Origin of the sequence: Streptomyces sp. NPDC091272, assembly GCF_044757485.1 — a bacterium.
GTDB lineage: Bacteria > Actinomycetota > Actinomycetes > Streptomycetales > Streptomycetaceae > Streptomyces.
This window is the reverse complement of the sequence record NZ_JBIVVC010000007.1, coordinates 286915-302725: the sequence shown is the minus strand read 5'-3', so window position 1 is coordinate 302725 and position 15811 is coordinate 286915. Positions and strand designations below refer to the sequence as shown.

Genomic DNA, 15811 nt, shown 5'->3' with positions numbered 1-15811 from the left:
GACCACAGCGGGCGGTACCCGGCCCCGGCACGACCGGTCGGCCGCCGTCGTGTGCGCGGTCGATGGGCTGGTCAAGGTGTACCCCGCCGCCCGCGGCCGGCGCGGGGCGCCCGCGGTGCCCGAGGTCAGGGCCAGCGACGGCGTCTCCCTCACCGTCAGGCGCGGCGAGATCTTCGGGCTCCTCGGCCCCAACGGCGCCGGCAAGACCACTCTCGTACGGCAGCTGACCGGCCTGATGCGGCCCGACGCGGGCAGCGTCGACGTACTGGGCCACGATCTGGTGCGCCACCCGGAGCGGGCCGCCAGGCTGCTCGCCTACCTCGGTCAGGAGAGCAGCGCCCTCGACGAGCTGACCGTGTCGCTCGCCGTGGAGACGACCGCCAGGCTGCGCGGACTGACCGTGCGGCAGGCGAGGGCCGAGCGGGACGACGTACTCGACGAGCTCGCGCTGACGCCGCTCGCCGGGAAGCCCCTGAAGAAGCTGTCCGGCGGCCAGCGCAGGCTGGCGTGCTTCGCGACGGTACTGGTCGGGGAGCGGCCGGTGCTGGTACTCGACGAGCCCACCACCGGCATGGACCCGGTCGCGCGGCGCGCGGTCTGGGCGGCGGTCGACCGCCGGCGGGCCGAGCGCGGCGCCACCGTCCTGTTGGTCACCCACAACGTCATCGAGGCGGAGACCGTCCTGGACCGGGTAGCCGTCCTGGAGCGCGGCCGCGTCATCGCCTGCGACACCCCGGCCGGGCTCAAGGCGCAGGTCGCCGACGAGGTACGGCTGGAACTGGTGTGGCGGGAGAGGGCACCGCTCGATGTGCCCGAGGTGGCCGCGCTGCGTGAGCTGGGCGGCCCCCGGGGAGCCGCAGACGCCGACGCCGGCGGGACCGGGGAACGACGGGTACAGGTGTCCGGGCGCCGCTGGGTGCTGCGCCTGGCACCGGACGAGGCGCGGGCCGCGGTCGCCGCGGTCACCGGAGGTGCGGCCTTCGCCGCCCTCGACGACTTCACGCTGGCCACCCCGAGCCTGGAGGACGTGTACCTCGCGCTCGGCGGCGGGCGTACGGAAGGGCTGGTCAAGGCGTGAGCGCTGGTTCGATCGAGGCAGTGGGGAGCGCCGCGCCGGCCGCGGTCACCCGGGCGGCGCCCGCGGAGGCGGCGGCCGAGCTCGCGCCCTGCGCGCGCCTGCTGCCGTCGCTGGCCGCCGTGTACCGGGCCCAGCTCTCGCGGGCCCGGGTGGCGCGCATCCCGCTTTTGTTCGTCGCCACCTTCCAGTCCGTCGGGATCATGATCCTGATGCGGGGCGTGGTCGACGGCGGCGGCGAGGCACGGGCGGTGGTCGCCGGATCGAGCGTGCTGGTCGTCGCGTTCGTCGCACTGAACCTGCTCGCCCAGTACTTCGGACAGCTGCGGGCCGGCGGCGGGCTCGACCACTACGCGACCCTGCCGGTGCCGCCCGCGTCGGTGGTGCTGGGCACGGCCGCCGCGTACGCCTCCTTCACCGTGCCGGGCACGCTCGTCACGGCGGGCGTCGGCTGTGCGCTGTTCGGGCTGCCGATGGGTAACGTATGGGTGCTGGTGGCGGTGATCCCGCTGGCGGGCGCGGCTCTGGCCGGCCTCGGGGCGGCGCTCGGGCTGCTCGCCCCGCGCCCCGAACTCGCCACACTGCTCGGCCAGTTGGGCATGTCGGCCGCGCTCCTGCTCGGAGTGCTGCCGGCCGAACGGATGCCGGCGGTCATCTCGTACGCGAGGGACCTGCTGCCGTCGACCTACGGCGTGGAGGCCTTCGCCAGGACCTTCGCGCCGCACCCGGACTGGGCGGCGGTCGGGCTCGACCTGGCCGTCTGCGCCGCCGTGGGCGTCGTCTCGCTCGCGGTGGCCACGTGGGCTTACCGGCGGGCGGCGGTCCGGTGAGGCGGGGCCCGGCGGGGCCTGGCACGATGTCAGGGTGACCGCTCCTCTGACACCGCCTCACCAGCCCTCGCCCCACGATCCCTGGCAGACGCCCCCGGCGTACGGCGACGGGCCCGGCCCGTCCGCCGACCCGGTGGCGGGGGAGGACCCCGATCTCGCGACGGACATCCGGCGCGCGGTGGTCGTCCTGGTGGTCACGGCGGTGGCCGGGCTGCTGCTGGGGCTGCTGTGGGTCTGGCTGGCGCCGAAGGTGCCGCTCGTCTCGACCGACAAGGCGGTCTTCCTCAAGGACACCGAGGGCGAGGAGGCGGCGGGGGCCGACGGAACGTTCGTCCTGCTGTCGCTCGGTTTCGGGCTCGTCAGCGCGGCCCTCGCCTTCTGGTTCCACCGGCGCCGCGGCGGGATCCCGCTGGTGATCGCCCTGGCGGTGGGCCCGTTGATGGGCGCGTGGCTGGGCTGGATGGCCGGCGGCTGGTTCGGGCCGGCGGCGGACGTGGTCGCCCACGCGAAGGCGGTGGGGGTGGGCGTCGTCTTCGACGCCCCGCTGGAGCTGGAGGCCAGGGGGGCGCTGCTGGCGTGGCCGTTCGTGGCGGTCCTGGTGCATCTGGGGCTCACGGCGGTGTGGGGCGTGCGGGACCCGGAGCCGGAGTTCGAGTGGGGAGCGTATTACGGGGCGCCGGGGGAGGGGCCGGGGGGCGAGCACGGCACGGGCCCCGCGGCCGCGACCGCGACCGCGTCCGACGGCGGGTCCGGGGTTGGGCCTGGGCCTGGGCGGGGCTTCAGTACGGGCCCTGGTTCCGGTCCTGGGCATGACTGCGGTGCGGGCCCTGGGTCCGGCCCTGGTGCCGGTCCTGGGCCCGGCGCTGGTCCCGGCCCTGGTGCCGGTCACGGCCACGGTCCTGGTCCCGACGCTCAGCGAGGTTAGGGGTGGGGCCGGGGATGCGCACCGAGCGAGTGTGCTGAGGCCGATCGCACGGTCCCCGCGTCCTTGGAAGCGCCCGTCGGGTCCTACGCGCGGCCGATCGGGGCGAGTACCGCCGCGGTGAGTGCCGCCAGGTCCGCCGGCGAGAGTTCGACCTCCAGGCCGCGGCGGCCCGCCGAGACGCAGACCGTCTCGTGCGCGGCGGCTGACGCGTCCAGGACCGTACGGAGCTTCTTGCGCTGGCCGAGCGGCGAGATGCCGCCCCGTACGTAACCCGTCGTGCGTTCCGCCGCCGCGGGATCGGCCATCGTCGCGCGCTTGCCGCCGACCGCCGCGGCGAGCGCCTTCAGGTCGAGGGAGCCCGCGACCGGCACCACGGCCACGGTGAGCGTGCCGTCGACGTCCGCGACCAGCGTCTTGAACACCCGGTCCGGGGTGACACCGAGCGCCTGCGCCGCCTCCTCGCCGTACGACGCCGTCGCCGGATCGTGCGCGTAGGAGTGCAGGGTGTACGGCGTGCCCGCCGCCGTCAGGGCCACCGTCGCCGGGGTGCCGCCCGCCGGTTCGGCACGCTTCTTCTTCGCCAACGTAACGGTCCCTGGGCTCAGTTGGGGCAGGTCGGGGTGCGGGTGAGGGCTTCGGCGGGGATGGAGGGGAGATGGCGGACGATGGCCGTCTCGGTGCGCAGGATGGTCAGCTCCTCGCGGAGCCGGGTCGCGGTGTCAGGGGCCTGCAGGAGGCGCTGGCGGGTCGGCGTGTCGAGCATCGTCGCCGCCGCGACCAGGTACGAGACCACCGACGGCTCGTCGGGCAGGTCGGCGGCCGTGGTGAGGGTCGCCTCGCGGGCACCGGCGAGACGCTTCTGGTACGCACGGAAGGCGCGCAGGACGCCCTCGGCGAGGGCGCCCGCCTCGTCGCCCGGGTCCTCCTCCAGCTCCTCCAGCTCGGCCACCAGGTACGGGCCGCTCGCATCCACCGAGAGCAGCTTCACCCGCGTCGTACCGGTCGCCAGGACCTCGAAGCTGCCGTCCTCGCGCTCGCGGATCGTCGCCGCGTCGGCGATGCAGCCCACCCGGTGGAACGCCTGGACGGGGTCCGCGCCGAAGCCGGCCGCGGGGCCCTGCTCGGCCATGGCCGTCGGGTCGTCGGGCATGCCGGTGGCGGTACGGGCGGTCTCGCGGCCGTCGCGGATCGCGACGACGGCGAAGCGGCGGGGCTCCTCCTCGTCGTCCTCGTCGTCGGCGCCGGCCCCGGGGGTCGACTTGAGCAGGTCGCGCATCATGGCGCGATAACGCTCCTCGAACACGTTCAGCGGCAGCACGAGGCCCGGGAACAGTACCGAGTTCAGCGGAAAGAGCGGCAGTCGAACGGTGGTCACAGCGGTCAAGCGTAATGGCCGTCGGACCTGCTCCGGCCTGGAGTCCACCTACGGGCCCCCTCCGGCCTCGTACGGCCCGCCTCCGGGGCCGCCGCTGAGCCCGCCCGGGACCGGGCCGCCTGCCGCGATTCGAGGAAGCGGCCGAGCGGATCCTCGGCCGGTGTGTCCGGGGTGGGCCACGCCCACGGGAAGGAGGTCGCGTACGGGCCGACCAGCCGGAACTGCTCCAGCGCGTCGGCCCATCGCTCCCTGCTGACCAGCACGTACGCGAGCAGGTTGCGCACCTCGGACGCCCACGGGTCACCAGCCTCGTACTCCGCGGACAGCGCGATCGCCAGGTCGGCCGCCCGGTCGATCCTGGCGGTCAGCTGCGTGGCCGGCGCGGGCCCGGAACCACCGGGCCCGGCGTCCCCCGCGGGCGCCCCGGCCAGCAGCGCGAACGCCGCGCGCACCGGCAGGGCCTGGATCAGCGAGCCGGGCAGCGCGTCCTCGGCGGCCTGCTCCGCGAAGTCGAAGCACTCGCGGTGCGTGGAACCCTGCGCGGCCAGGTACTGCAGGGCCGCCACATGGCAGCCGTAGTGGTGCGAGGAGCGCCGTACCGCCTGCTCCCACAGCGCCTCGAAGGTGTCGTGCGCGGCGCGGGTCCCACGGGCGTGGTCCAGTGCGATCCGCCAGGGCACCGGGTCGCAGGGCGCGCCCGCGGCGGCCGCGTCGATCAGCGGCCCGGCCTGGCGCAGCCGGTCGGCGGGGGACGGTGAATCCAGCGCCCTGCGCACCTCCAGCTCCGCCTTGACGAGCAGGGCGTCAGGGTCGCCGGGAGCGGCCAGCAGCCAGTCCGTGAGCCAGTCCTGGCGGTGGTGGGCGAACGCGGCCAGCCGCAGCGTGTACCGGTCACGGTCCTCCCACTCGGCGCGCTCACGGGTCGTGGCGAGGAGCGCCGCAGCCGGTGCGTACGCGCCTTGGGCGGCGGCCACGAGCGCCGGGGCGATCCGCTCGTCCGGGGCGTCGAGCAGCAGCTCGTCGTCCGTCGGCTGTCCTGAGCGGAGCTCGGGCGAGCGGCGGGACCGGCGGGCGGAGCTCAGCAGCACGCGAAGGAATGACATGGTTCAACCATTGAAATCCGCAGGTGAGCGGCGTGCCAGGGGCGGGCTGTGAAGCTTTGGTGGCGGCGGGAAGGTTGTACTGCCAAAGGTCAAGGGAGGGCAAAGAAAGCGAACCCGTTCGGCGACGGGTGGGGGAGGGGGTGTGCGCCGGACGGGCGGGCGCGGTGAACATGCCCTGCGGGGTTGGGGGCGCCGGCGCCGGTGTGCGCCGGACGGGCGGGCGCGGTGAACATGCCCTGCGGGGCCGGGGGTGCCGACGCGACCTGCCTCCCCTGCGGACTGCTGCACCGACGCGACCTGCCTCACCAACGCGACCTGCCGCACCGGCGGGGCCCCTTCACCGGCGGCGCCCCTTCACCGGCGCGACCTGCTGCACCGACGCAACCTGCCTCACTAGCGGGGCCCCTTCACCGGCGGGGCCCCTTCACCGGCGGGGCCCCTTCACCGGCGGGGCCCGTCTCGCCAGCAGGCCCGCCCCACCACCCCCGCACGCCCCGACCACCGCCCGCCCGCGCCCCAGCGCCACTCACCCCCGTCGCAGCAGCCGGGACGCTCCCGCAGCCACCGTGGTGGCCAGGACCCAGCCCAGCAGGATCAGGCAGGCCGAGGCCCACTGCCAGCCGCCCTCCAGTCGCCAGTAGCCGTCCTGGCCGAGGTTGATCACCGGGACCAGCAGGTCGAGGGCGAACAGCGGGGCGCTCCACTGCGGGTGCTCGTCCGCCTTGATGGGTTCCGGGTCGTAACGGCCGAAGGCCAGCGTTCCCGCCGCCCACAGCACCGCCATCCACAGCGCCGCCCGCCCCGGCCGGTAGCCGTACGCCACCGTCCAGTCCTGGACCACGCCCCACAACCTCGCCGCGGGCGGCAGGGTCTCGCGCCGCCTGCGCTGCTTGGCCAGCAGCACCTCGCGGGCCTCCGAGTCCTCCCCGCCGTTGCGTTTGACGGCGGCCAGGCGTTCATAGGGTTCCGGCGCGTACTCGGGGGTGGCCGCCGTCACCCACTCCAGCCGTCTGGCGAGCGGGAAGTGGCCGAGCGGAACCAGGTTCTCGTACACGAACCCGCCCATCGACAGGCCGCCGGGGCCCGGCCAGCTCGTCGACTTGTCGACCAGGGTGACGATCCGCGCACCGGAGAGCACCACCTTGCCGCGCTCGGGGCGTTCGCCCAGGAAGCGCAGTTCGGGGGTCTGGATGCGGCGCAGCGAGAGTTCCTGGTCGCTCTCCATCGTGAAGCGCGCGTCCTGCAGGTCGATCGCGTCACCGAAGCGCCCGTCGTCCAGCCGCAGCCCGCCCTGGCACTCGAAACGCTGCATCCGCACCCCTCTGGCCGGCGTGCTGCCCAGGCCGGGCCCGAGCCCGTACGGCGGCGTCGCGTTGCCGTACGACTGCGAGGTGAGCCCCGCCGGGGTCAGATACATGGACCGCTCGACCGTCAGCTGCGGGGCGTTCAGCGCGCGGCGCCCGTAGGGATTGCTGAGCCGGCTGCCGCGCAGGCTCAGCGACACCCCGACCTTCGCGCCGCGCAGCCGGATCTCGCCGTGCGTCTCGATCAGCTCGGCCTGGAGGTCCTGCGCGACCGAGAGGCCGTCGGCCGCGATGGCCAGGCCGCGCCGGTCCCGGTGCACCACGATCTGGTTGATCAGGAGGTCGGTGCCGATCTGGGCGTCGGTGAGGCGCATCCCGCCGGCGATCCGGCAGCGCGGCAGGTGCAGGTCGCCCTCGGTGTGCAGCCGGGCCGCCTCCAGCCGCGGGATCGAGCAGCTGACCAGGCGCAGCGTGGTGAACCGGCACTCGGGCAGCAGTACCTCGCTGTCGAAGCGGCAGCCGTTCATCTCGACGTACGGGGCGACCGTCCCGCCGGACAGGTCGAGCACGCCGGTGATCTGCACACCGCGCAGCTTGAGCGCCGCCACCCGGCCCGGCCGTGCCTGCGGGCCGCTGAGCAGCAGCAGCGCCACCACCCTCGCGCGGACACTGCGCCCAGGACCCCAGGGGGTGCCGGTCATCGGATCGTCGACCAGGGGGTCGTTTCCCGTCAGGTCGTAGGTGCTGCCGTTGCGGAAGGCCTGCCACATGCCCAGCTCCGCCGCGCTGAGCCAGTCGGGCGCCTCCGGATCCTGCCGCGCCTCGGTCACTCGCGCCGCCCTCCCCTTCGATCCTGTGCGTGAGGATCCGAACGCTAGTGGTCACCGGTGACGGGCGGGACCACCGTGGCCTGTATCAGTCGGTGATACGGGGGACCGGTGGCCGGAAGCGGTCTGCGAGAATTGGTCCCGTGATCTCACGAATCGATCTGCGCGGTGGCGCCCTCCCCGAGGGCGCTGCTCTGCGCGACCTGCTGCCCCGAGCCGACTTCGACGTGACCGCCGCCCTGGAGAAGGTGCGGCCGATCTGCGAGGACGTGCATCATCGCGGCGACGCGGCGCTGATCGAGTACGCGAAGCGGTTCGACGGCGTCGAGCTCCAGCAGGTCCGGGTCCCCGCGGCGGCGCTCGCCGACGCGCTGGAGAAGCTCGACCCCGACGTCAGGGCCGCCCTGGAGGAGTCGATCCGGCGGGCCAGGCTGGTGCACCGCGCGCAGCGCCGCAGCACGCACACCACCGAGGTCGTCCCCGGCGGCACGGTCACCGAGAAGTGGGTGCCGGTCGACCGGGTCGGGCTGTACGCGCCGGGCGGCCTCTCGGTCTACCCCTCCTCCGTGATCATGAACGTGGTCCCGGCCCAGGAGGCAGGCGTCGGCTCGATCGCGCTGGCCTCCCCGCCGCAGGCCGGCTTCGGCGGGCTGCCGCACCCGACGATCCTCGCCGCGTGCGCGCTGCTCGGCGTCGACGAGGTGTACGCGGTGGGAGGCGCCCAGGCCGTCGCGATGTTCGCGTACGGCACCGAGTCCTGCCCGCCCGCCAACATGGTGACGGGCCCCGGCAACATCTGGGTCGCCGCCGCCAAGCGGTACTTCACCGGCCGGATCGGCATCGACACCGAGGCGGGCCCCACGGAGATCGCCGTGCTCGCCGACGACACCGCCGACCCGGTGCACGTCGCCGCCGACCTGATCTCCCAGGCCGAGCACGACCCGCTGGCCGCGGCCGTCCTGGTGACGGACTCGGCCGCGCTCGCCGACGCCGTCGAGCGGGAACTCGCCCCGCAGGTCGGGGCCAGCAAGCACCGGGCGGACCGGATCACCCCCGCGCTCGCCGGGCGACAGTCCGCGCTCGTCCTCGTGGAGTCCCTGGCGGACGGCCTCAAGGTCGTCGACGCGTACGGCGCCGAGCACCTGGAGATCCAGACCGCCGACGCCGCGGCCGTCGCCGACCGGGTCCGCAACGCGGGCGCGATCTTCGTCGGCGCGTACGCACCGGTCTCCCTCGGCGACTACTGCGCGGGCTCCAACCACGTCCTGCCGACAGGTGGCTGCGCGTGCCACTCCTCCGGACTCTCGGTGCAGTCCTTCCTGCGCGGCATCCACGTCGTGGACTACACCCGCCAGGCACTCGCGGACGTCGCCCACCACGTGGTGACGCTCGCGGAGGCCGAGGACCTGCCCGCGCACGGGGCGGCGATCAAGGCGAGGTTCGAGTGGAAGGTCCCGAAGGCATGACGCGCATCGACGACCTCCCCATCCGCGAGGAGCTGCGCGGCAAGAGCCCGTACGGGGCTCCCCAGCTCGACGTACCGGTGCGGCTGAACACCAACGAGAACCCGTACCCGCTGCCCGAGGCGCTCGTCGAGCGGATCGCCGAGCGCGTCCGCGAGGCCGCCCGCACCCTCAACCGCTACCCCGACAGGGACGCGACCGAGCTCCGCACGGAACTGGCCGGGTACCTGACGAAGACCGCCGGGCACCCGGTGACGGTCGAGAACCTCTGGGCCGCCAACGGCTCCAACGAGATCCTCCAGCAGCTCCTCCAGACCTTCGGCGGCCCCGGCCGCACCGCTATCGGCTTCGAGCCCTCGTACTCGATGCACGCGCTCATCTCGCGCGGCACCGGCACGGGCTGGATCTCAGGACCGCGCCACGACGACTTCACCATCGACGTCGAGGCAGCCGTGCAGGCCGTCGCGGAGCACCGGCCCGACGTCGTCTTCATCACCTCCCCCAACAACCCCACCGGCACCGCCGTCGAGGCCGAGACGGTCCTCGCGCTGTACGAGGCGGCCCAGGCGGCCAAGCCGTCGCTCGTCGTCATCGACGAGGCGTACGGCGAGTTCAGCCACCGGCCCTCGCTGCTCCCGCTGATCGAGGGCCGCCCCAACCTGGTGCTCTCCCGCACCATGTCCAAGGCCTTCGGCGCGGCGGGACTGCGCCTGGGATACCTCGCCGCGGACCCGGCCGTGGTCGACGCCGTGCAGCTGGTGCGCCTGCCGTACCACCTGTCATCCGTCACCCAGGCCACCGCGCTCGCCGCGCTGGAGCACACCGATACGCTGCTCGGGTACGTCGAACAGCTGAAGGCCGAGCGCGACCGCCTTGTCACCGAACTGCGGGCGCTCGGTTACGAGGTCACCGAGTCGGACGCCAACTTCGTGCAGTTCGGCCGGTTCGACGACGCGCACGCCGTGTGGCAGCAGATCCTCGACCGGGGCGTCCTGGTGCGGGACAACGGCGTGCCCGGCTGGCTGCGGGTCACCGCGGGCACCCCCGAAGAGAACGACGCGTTCCTGGAAGCGGTACGCGACCTGAAGAAGGAGCGAGACGCATGAGCCGCGTAGGACGGGTCGAACGGACCACCAAGGAGACCTCCGTCGTCGTCGAGATCGACCTCGACGGCACCGGAAAGGTCGACGTCGCGACGGGCGTGGGCTTCTACGACCACATGCTCGACCAGCTCGGCCGGCACGGCCTCTTCGACCTCACGGTCAAGACCGAGGGCGACCTGCACATCGACACCCACCACACCATCGAGGACACCGCTCTGGCACTGGGCGCCGCCTTCAAGCAGGCGCTGGGCGACAAGGTCGGCATCTACCGCTTCGGCAACTGCACCGTCCCCCTCGACGAGTCCCTCGCCCAGGTCACCGTCGACCTCTCGGGACGTCCGTACCTCGTGCACACCGAGCCGGAGAACATGGCGCCGATGATCGGCGCGTACGACACGACGATGACCCGGCACATCTTCGAGTCCTTCGTCGCGCAGGCGCAGGTCGCCCTGCACATCCACGTGCCGTACGGGCGCAACGCCCACCACATCGTGGAGTGCCAGTTCAAGGCGCTGGCGCGGGCCCTGCGCTACGCCGCCGAACGCGACCCGCGCGCGGCCGGCATCCTCCCGTCGACCAAGGGCGCCCTGTAACCCCATGAACGGTCTCAACACCATCCTCATCGTCGTCGGGCTGTTCCTGCTCGGCGGCGTCATCTCGTTCTCCAAGCAGAAGATGCCCAAGGGCGTCATCGTGCTGCTCGGTATCGCCGCGGTGATGTGCATCGTCGCCGGCGTCATGCGTATTCAGGGACTCTGGGAATGAGCGACGTGAAGAAAGTTGTCGTCTTCGACTACGGCTTCGGCAACATCCGCTCCGCGGAGCGGGCGCTGGCCCGGGTCGGCGCGGACGTCGAGATCACCCGCGACTACGACAAGGCGATGGCCGCCGACGGGCTGCTGGTGCCCGGCGTGGGCGCGTTCGCCGCCTGCATGAAGGGGCTGCGCGAGGCGCGCGGCGACTGGATCGTGGGCCGCCGGCTCTCCGGCGGCCGGCCGGTGCTGGGCATCTGCGTCGGGATGCAGATCCTCTTCGAGCGCGGCATCGAGCACGGCGAGGAGACCGCCGGCCTCGACGAGTGGCCCGGCGAGGTCGGACCGCTGAAGGCCGACGTCGTTCCGCACATGGGCTGGAACACCGTCGACGCGGCCGCGGGCTCCGAGCTGTTCGCGGGCCTGGACGCCGACGAGCGCTACTACTTCGTGCACTCGTACGCGGTCCACGACTGGACGCTCGAAGTCACCAACCCCCACATCCGCGCCCCGCGCGTGAGCTGGGCCACGCACGGCGAGCCCTTCGTGGCGGCCGTCGAGAACCAGGCGCTGTGGGCGACCCAGTTCCACCCCGAGAAGTCCGGCGACGCCGGAGCCCAGCTGCTGACCAACTGGATCGGAACCCTGTGATGTCCCAGACCCCGCTGCCCAAGCTCGAACTGCTTCCCGCCGTGGACGTACGGGACGGCCAGGCCGTCCGCCTCGTGCACGGCGAGTCCGGCTCCGAGACCTCCTACGGCTCCCCGCTGGAGGCGGCCCTCGCCTGGCAGAAGTCGGGCGCCGAATGGCTGCACCTGGTCGACCTGGACGCCGCGTTCGGCACCGGCGACAACCGGAAGCTGATCGCCGAGGTCGCCGCCGCCATGGACATCAAGGTCGAACTCTCCGGCGGCATCCGCGACGACGCCTCCCTGGAGGCCGCCCTGGCCACCGGTTGCCGGCGGGTCAACCTCGGCACCGCGGCCCTGGAGACCCCCGAGTGGGTCGCCAAGGTCATCGCGAGTCACGGCGACAAGATCGCGGTCGGTCTCGACGTGCGCGGCACCACGCTGCGCGGCCGCGGCTGGACCCGCGACGGCGGTGACCTGTACGAGACCCTGGCCCGCCTCGACGCCGAGGGCTGCGCCCGGTACGTGGTCACCGACATCGCCAAGGACGGCACCCTCCAGGGCCCCAACCTGGAGCTCCTCAAGAACGTCTGCGCGGCCACCGACAAGCCCGTGGTGGCCTCCGGCGGCGTCTCCTCGCTGGACGACCTGCGGGCCATCGCCTCCCTGGTGCCCGAGGGCGTCGAGGGCGCGATCGTCGGCAAGGCGCTGTACGCGAAGGCGTTCACCCTCGAAGAGGCGCTGGAGGCGGTCTCCCGATGAGTGACTCCGTGCGACGCGTGGCGACCGGTGCCCCCTGGGAGGAGCAGTTCGGTTACTCGCGCGCCGTGGAGCTCCCCAACGGCACGGTGCTGGTGTCCGGCTGCACCTCGGTGGTGGACGGCGTCATCGACGCGGGCACCCCCTACGAGCAGGCGATGACCGCGTTCGGCGTCGCGGAGGAGGCCCTGCGGGAACTCGGCCTGACCCGCTCCGACATCGTCCGCACCCGGATGTACCTCACGCACGCCAGGGACGTCGACGAGGTGGGCCGCGCCCACAAGGAACTCTTCGACGCGATCCGCCCGGCCGCGACCATGCTGATCGTCTCAGGCTTCGTCGACCCCTCGCTGGTCGTCGAGGTCGAGGTGGAGGCGTACCGGGGAGGCCGGGCATGAGCCTCGCCGTACGGGTCATCCCCTGCCTGGACGTCGACAAGGGCCGGGTCGTCAAGGGCGTCAACTTCCAGAACCTGCGGGACGCGGGCGACCCCGTCGAAATGGCCAAGCTGTACGACGCCGAGGGCGCCGACGAGCTGACCTTCCTCGACATCACCGCCTCGTCGGGCGACCGCGAGACGACCTACGACGTGGTGCGCCGCACCGCCGAGCAGGTCTTCATCCCGCTCACCGTGGGCGGCGGCGTCCGCACCGCGGACGACGTGGACAAGCTGCTGCGCGCCGGGGCCGACAAGGTGGGCGTCAACACGGCCGCCATCGCCCGCCCCGACCTCATCCGCGAGATCGCGGAGCGCTTCGGCCGTCAGGTGCTGGTCCTGTCGGTCGACGCACGCCGCACCGCCGAGGGCTCCTTCGAGGTCACCACGCACGGCGGCCGGCGCTCCGCGGGCGTCGACGCCGTCGAATGGGCGCACCGGGCCGCCGAGCTGGGCGCGGGCGAGATCCTGCTCAACTCGATGGACGCCGACGGCACCAAGGACGGCTACGACACCGAGATGCTCGCCGCCGTACGCGCGCACGTCACGGTGCCGGTCATCGCCAGCGGCGGCGCGGGCAGGCTGGAGCACTTCGCCCCCGCGGTCGACGCGGGCGCGGACGCCGTCCTCGCGGCCTCCGTCTTCCACTTCGGCGACCTGCGGATCGGCGAGGTCAAGTCGGCCCTCCAGGAGGCGGGTCACCCGGTCCGCCGGAAGTGACCCTTCCGTACAAGTGTCGCAAAAAGCCCTGTAGTTGAAGATCGACAACGGCTAGCGTTCCCCCTCGAAGCGTCCGAACGAGGGGGAACGCCCATGTCACCGTCCAGGCCCGCCGTCGAACTCCTGGGAATCAGCAAGGACTTCGTCGCCGATCCCTACCCCGTCTATGCCGCGCTCCGCGAACGGGGGCCGGTGCACCGGGTGGTGACCCCCGAGGGCGAGGACCTGTGGATCGTCGTCGGCCACGAGGAGTGCCGGGCGGCCTACGTCGACCCCCGGTTCAGCCGCGACTGGCGCACCCACGGACACCTCGCCCCGCAGCTGCCCGCCTACGCGCACGGCCCCGGCAATGCCCACGTCCTGCTGAGCGACCCGCCGGACCACACCCGGCTGCGCCGACTGGTGGCCCGTGAATTCACGCCACGCCGAATCGAGGCGCTGACGCCGCGGGTGCAGCAGGTCACCGACGCGCTGATCGACGCGATGGAGGCCGGCGGCGCCCGCGCCGCCGACGTGATCGACGCGCTGGCCTTCCCGCTGCCGATGACGGTCATCTGCGACCTGCTCGGCGTGCCCGACCTGGACCGGGACTCCTTCCGCGGCTGGTCCAACGAGGTGGTGGCACCCACCGGCCCGGAGGCGGAGGCCGCCGCGTACGGCGCCGCCATGCCGTACCTCACCGAGCTCATCCAGGACAAGCGCAAGGCCCCGGGCGACGACCTGCTCAGCGCACTGATCCACACGGCCGACGAGGAGGGCGACCGGCTCAGCGCGGACGAACTCCTCTCCATGGCCTTCCTGCTGATCGTCGCCGGGCACGAGACGACGGTGAACCTGATCGGCAACGGGCTGCGCGCGCTCTTCCACCACCCCGATCAGCTGGCCCTGCTCCGCGGCGACCTGCCGGGGCTGATCGAAGGGGCGGTGGAGGAGATCCTGCGCTTCGACGGTCCGGTCGAGGGCTCCACCCCGCGCATCGCCCGCGAGGACGTCGACTTCGGCGGCGAGCACATTCCGGCGGGCTCGTCGGTGGTGATCGTGATGGCCGACGCGGACCGCGACGGCGCCCGCTTCGAGGAGCCGGGCCGCTTCGACATCCGGCGCGACGCCCGTGGCCACATCGCCTTCGGGCACGGGTTGCACTACTGCCTGGGCGCCCCGCTGGCCCGGCTGGAGGGCCGGGTCGCGCTCCGCACACTGCTGGAGCGCTTCCCCGACCTGGCCGCGGACGGATCGCCTGACGCCGGGCCGTGGATCCCGGGCCTGCTGATCAGGGGAGTGCGCAAGCTGCCCGTGCGCTGGTAGCGCTGCGGGCACCGGGCCTCGGCACCGCGAGGCTCCGGGACCGCCGGTGCGGGGACCGCCCCCGTACCGGGAGAGCCCCGCACCGGACGGCCGCCGGCCGCTACAGCCCCAGCTTCGCCTCGTACAGGCGGGCCACCGTCTCCTTGTCGCCCTCCAGCTCCACCCTCGCCGACTCCTGCCGGCCGAAGACGAACAGCAGCAGCTCGCCCGGCTCGCCGATGACGGTCACCACCGGCGCCCCCCGGTGCGCCACCGCCGTCTGCCCGTCCGGGCGGCGCAGCACGAGGCCCACCGGGGACTTGCGGCCGAGCACGCGGGCCATCTTCTCCAGCCGCCCCCACAGCGCGTCCGCGAACACCGGGTCGAGCTCACGCTGGGTCCACTGCGGCTGGGCGCGGCGCACGTCCTCCGCGTGGATGTAGAACTCCACCGTGTTCGCCGCCTCGTCCACCTGCTTCAGCGCGTACGGCGAGCGCCGTGGCGGGCCGGTGCGGATGAGCTGGACCAGTTCCTCGTACGGCTTGGCGGCGAACTCGGAGCTGACCCGCTCCAGCCTGTTGCGCAGGGCGGGCACCAGGAGCCCCGCGGCGGCGTCCGAGCGGCGCTCACGCACCACGACATGGGCCGCGAGGTCCCGGGCGTTCCAGCCCTCGCACAGGGTCGGGGCATCGGGGCCCGCGGCCTCCAACAGATCGGCGAGAAGGAGCCGTTCACGCTTGGCATGGGTCGACATGTCGGCCAGCGTACGGCGACCCGGGGTCGTCCGCACAGTGGACGGGCGGCCGGGGACCGCACCGGAAGCGGCACAATTGCACCATGAGTACGCCCGTACCCCCAGTACCCCAGAGCTCCCTCGACCCCGCGGTCGCCGCCCGCCTCAAGCGCACCCCGGACGGGCTGGTCCCCGCGATCGCCCAGCAGTACGACACCGGTGAGGTGCTCATGCTCGGCTGGATGGACGACGAGGCCCTGCACCGGACCCTCACCACCGGACGCTGCACCTACTGGTCGCGCAGCCGCGGCGAGTACTGGGTCAAGGGGGACACCTCGGGGCACGTGCAGCAGGTGAAGGGCGTGGCGCTGGACTGCGACGGCGACACCCTCCTGGTCCAGGTCGACCAGACCGGGGCCGCCTGCCACACCGGCGAGCGGACCTGCTTCGACGCCGACGTGCTTCCCGTCACCGACGCCAAGTAGGGTCTGCG

The 15811-nt window shown here is 73.2% G+C and carries 18 protein-coding genes; 13 read left to right on the top strand and 5 right to left on the bottom strand.

What is annotated here, in order from left to right; translation table 11 throughout:
• The first annotated feature begins 49 nt into the window (after positions 1-49).
• The 3 genes from ACIQM4_RS21565 to ACIQM4_RS21555 are packed head-to-tail and all read left to right on the top strand — an operon-like array spanning position 50 to position 2830.
• Positions 50-1078 carry an ABC transporter ATP-binding protein gene (locus tag ACIQM4_RS21565; RefSeq protein WP_401594180.1) on the top strand — a complete coding sequence of 343 codons (1029 nt, stop codon included), beginning with the start codon at positions 50-52 and terminating at the stop codon, positions 1076-1078.
• Positions 1075-1905 (top strand): ABC transporter permease, encoded by an 831-nt coding sequence (locus tag ACIQM4_RS21560; protein ID WP_401593823.1) that lies wholly within the window; start codon positions 1075-1077, stop codon positions 1903-1905. Before ACIQM4_RS21565 ends, ACIQM4_RS21560 begins: the two co-directional genes overlap by 4 nt.
• Before the next feature lie 34 nt (positions 1906-1939).
• Positions 1940-2830 carry an ABC transporter permease gene (locus tag ACIQM4_RS21555; protein ID WP_401593820.1) on the top strand — a complete coding sequence of 297 codons (891 nt, stop codon included), beginning with the start codon at positions 1940-1942 and terminating at the stop codon, positions 2828-2830.
• An 83-nt stretch (positions 2831-2913) separates the two neighbouring features.
• Here the strand turns inward: ACIQM4_RS21555 and ybaK are convergent, their stop codons facing one another.
• From ybaK to ACIQM4_RS21535, 4 genes are all read right to left on the bottom strand, one after another.
• On the bottom strand, positions 2914-3414 hold the full coding sequence (gene ybaK, locus ACIQM4_RS21550) for a Cys-tRNA(Pro) deacylase (protein WP_401593817.1): 501 nt from the start codon (positions 3412-3414) through the stop codon (positions 2914-2916).
• 17 nt (positions 3415-3431) lie between these two features.
• The gene (locus tag ACIQM4_RS21545) at positions 3432-4205 is read right to left on the bottom strand and encodes an LON peptidase substrate-binding domain-containing protein (protein WP_401593815.1); all 774 of its coding nucleotides are present in this window, start codon (positions 4203-4205) and stop codon (positions 3432-3434) included.
• A 5-nt stretch (positions 4206-4210) separates the two neighbouring features.
• Positions 4211-5308 (bottom strand): hypothetical protein, encoded by a 1098-nt coding sequence (locus ACIQM4_RS21540; protein WP_401593813.1) that lies wholly within the window; start codon positions 5306-5308, stop codon positions 4211-4213.
• A 526-nt stretch (positions 5309-5834) separates the two neighbouring features.
• Entirely contained in the window at positions 5835-7382 is a 1548-nt protein-coding gene (locus tag ACIQM4_RS21535; protein ID WP_401594177.1) for an oxidoreductase, read from the bottom strand.
• 200 nt (positions 7383-7582) lie between these two features.
• Here ACIQM4_RS21535 and hisD point away from each other — a divergent pair, with 200 nt between their 5' ends.
• From hisD to ACIQM4_RS21490, 9 genes are all read left to right on the top strand, one after another.
• The gene (gene hisD / locus ACIQM4_RS21530) at positions 7583-8905 is read left to right on the top strand and encodes a histidinol dehydrogenase (protein WP_401593810.1); all 1323 of its coding nucleotides are present in this window, start codon (positions 7583-7585) and stop codon (positions 8903-8905) included.
• Positions 8902-10008: a histidinol-phosphate transaminase gene (locus tag ACIQM4_RS21525; RefSeq protein ID WP_401593807.1), complete on the top strand. Its 1107-nt coding sequence runs from the start codon at positions 8902-8904 to the stop codon at positions 10006-10008. The genes hisD and ACIQM4_RS21525 overlap by 4 nt, the downstream gene beginning before the upstream one ends.
• The gene (gene hisB / locus ACIQM4_RS21520) at positions 10005-10598 is read left to right on the top strand and encodes an imidazoleglycerol-phosphate dehydratase HisB (RefSeq protein WP_401593804.1); all 594 of its coding nucleotides are present in this window, start codon (positions 10005-10007) and stop codon (positions 10596-10598) included. Before ACIQM4_RS21525 ends, hisB begins: the two co-directional genes overlap by 4 nt.
• A gap of 4 nt (positions 10599-10602) precedes the next feature.
• Positions 10603-10770, top strand: a complete 168-nt coding sequence (locus ACIQM4_RS21515; protein ID WP_401593801.1) for a hypothetical protein — start codon at positions 10603-10605, stop codon at positions 10768-10770.
• The gene (gene hisH / locus ACIQM4_RS21510; RefSeq protein WP_401593798.1) at positions 10767-11408 is read left to right on the top strand and encodes an imidazole glycerol phosphate synthase subunit HisH; all 642 of its coding nucleotides are present in this window, start codon (positions 10767-10769) and stop codon (positions 11406-11408) included. The genes ACIQM4_RS21515 and hisH overlap by 4 nt, the downstream gene beginning before the upstream one ends.
• Positions 11409-11422: 14 nt before the next feature.
• Complete coding sequence (gene priA, locus ACIQM4_RS21505; protein ID WP_401594174.1) at positions 11423-12148, top strand: bifunctional 1-(5-phosphoribosyl)-5-((5-phosphoribosylamino)methylideneamino)imidazole-4-carboxamide isomerase/phosphoribosylanthranilate isomerase PriA; 726 nt, start codon at positions 11423-11425, stop codon at positions 12146-12148.
• Entirely contained in the window at positions 12145-12543 is a 399-nt protein-coding gene (locus tag ACIQM4_RS21500) for a RidA family protein (RefSeq protein WP_401593796.1), read from the top strand. The genes priA and ACIQM4_RS21500 overlap by 4 nt, the downstream gene beginning before the upstream one ends.
• The gene (hisF, locus tag ACIQM4_RS21495; RefSeq protein WP_401593793.1) at positions 12540-13301 is read left to right on the top strand and encodes an imidazole glycerol phosphate synthase subunit HisF; all 762 of its coding nucleotides are present in this window, start codon (positions 12540-12542) and stop codon (positions 13299-13301) included. Before ACIQM4_RS21500 ends, hisF begins: the two co-directional genes overlap by 4 nt.
• 93 nt (positions 13302-13394) lie before the next feature.
• Positions 13395-14606: a cytochrome P450 gene (locus ACIQM4_RS21490; protein ID WP_401593790.1), complete on the top strand. Its 1212-nt coding sequence runs from the start codon at positions 13395-13397 to the stop codon at positions 14604-14606.
• 100 nt (positions 14607-14706) lie between these two features.
• Here ACIQM4_RS21490 and ACIQM4_RS21485 read toward each other — a convergent pair whose 3' ends face one another.
• Entirely contained in the window at positions 14707-15339 is a 633-nt protein-coding gene (locus ACIQM4_RS21485) for a TIGR03085 family metal-binding protein (protein WP_401593787.1), read from the bottom strand.
• A gap of 83 nt (positions 15340-15422) precedes the next feature.
• Here ACIQM4_RS21485 and hisI point away from each other — a divergent pair, with 83 nt between their 5' ends.
• Positions 15423-15803 carry a phosphoribosyl-AMP cyclohydrolase gene (gene hisI / locus ACIQM4_RS21480; RefSeq protein WP_401593784.1) on the top strand — a complete coding sequence of 127 codons (381 nt, stop codon included), beginning with the start codon at positions 15423-15425 and terminating at the stop codon, positions 15801-15803.
• The last annotated feature ends 8 nt before the right edge of the window (positions 15804-15811 follow it).

Coding starts and splice junctions, on each gene's coding strand:
- hisB (WP_401593804.1), top strand. CDS start 10,005: ATGAGCCGCGTAGGACGGGTCGAACGGACCACCAAGGAGACCTCCGTC.
- hisF (WP_401593793.1), top strand. CDS start 12,540: ATGAGCCTCGCCGTACGGGTCATCCCCTGCCTGGACGTCGACAAGGGC.
- ACIQM4_RS21485 (WP_401593787.1), bottom strand. CDS start 15,339: ATGTCGACCCATGCCAAGCGTGAACGGCTCCTTCTCGCCGATCTGTTG.
- ACIQM4_RS21500 (WP_401593796.1), top strand. CDS start 12,145: ATGAGTGACTCCGTGCGACGCGTGGCGACCGGTGCCCCCTGGGAGGAG.
- ACIQM4_RS21525 (WP_401593807.1), top strand. CDS start 8,902: ATGACGCGCATCGACGACCTCCCCATCCGCGAGGAGCTGCGCGGCAAG.
- ACIQM4_RS21535 (WP_401594177.1), bottom strand. CDS start 7,382: ATGTGGCAGGCCTTCCGCAACGGCAGCACCTACGACCTGACGGGAAAC.
- ACIQM4_RS21515 (WP_401593801.1), top strand. CDS start 10,603: ATGAACGGTCTCAACACCATCCTCATCGTCGTCGGGCTGTTCCTGCTC.
- ACIQM4_RS21540 (WP_401593813.1), bottom strand. CDS start 5,308: ATGTCATTCCTTCGCGTGCTGCTGAGCTCCGCCCGCCGGTCCCGCCGC.
- hisH (WP_401593798.1), top strand. CDS start 10,767: ATGAGCGACGTGAAGAAAGTTGTCGTCTTCGACTACGGCTTCGGCAAC.
- ACIQM4_RS21490 (WP_401593790.1), top strand. CDS start 13,395: ATGTCACCGTCCAGGCCCGCCGTCGAACTCCTGGGAATCAGCAAGGAC.
- hisI (WP_401593784.1), top strand. CDS start 15,423: ATGAGTACGCCCGTACCCCCAGTACCCCAGAGCTCCCTCGACCCCGCG.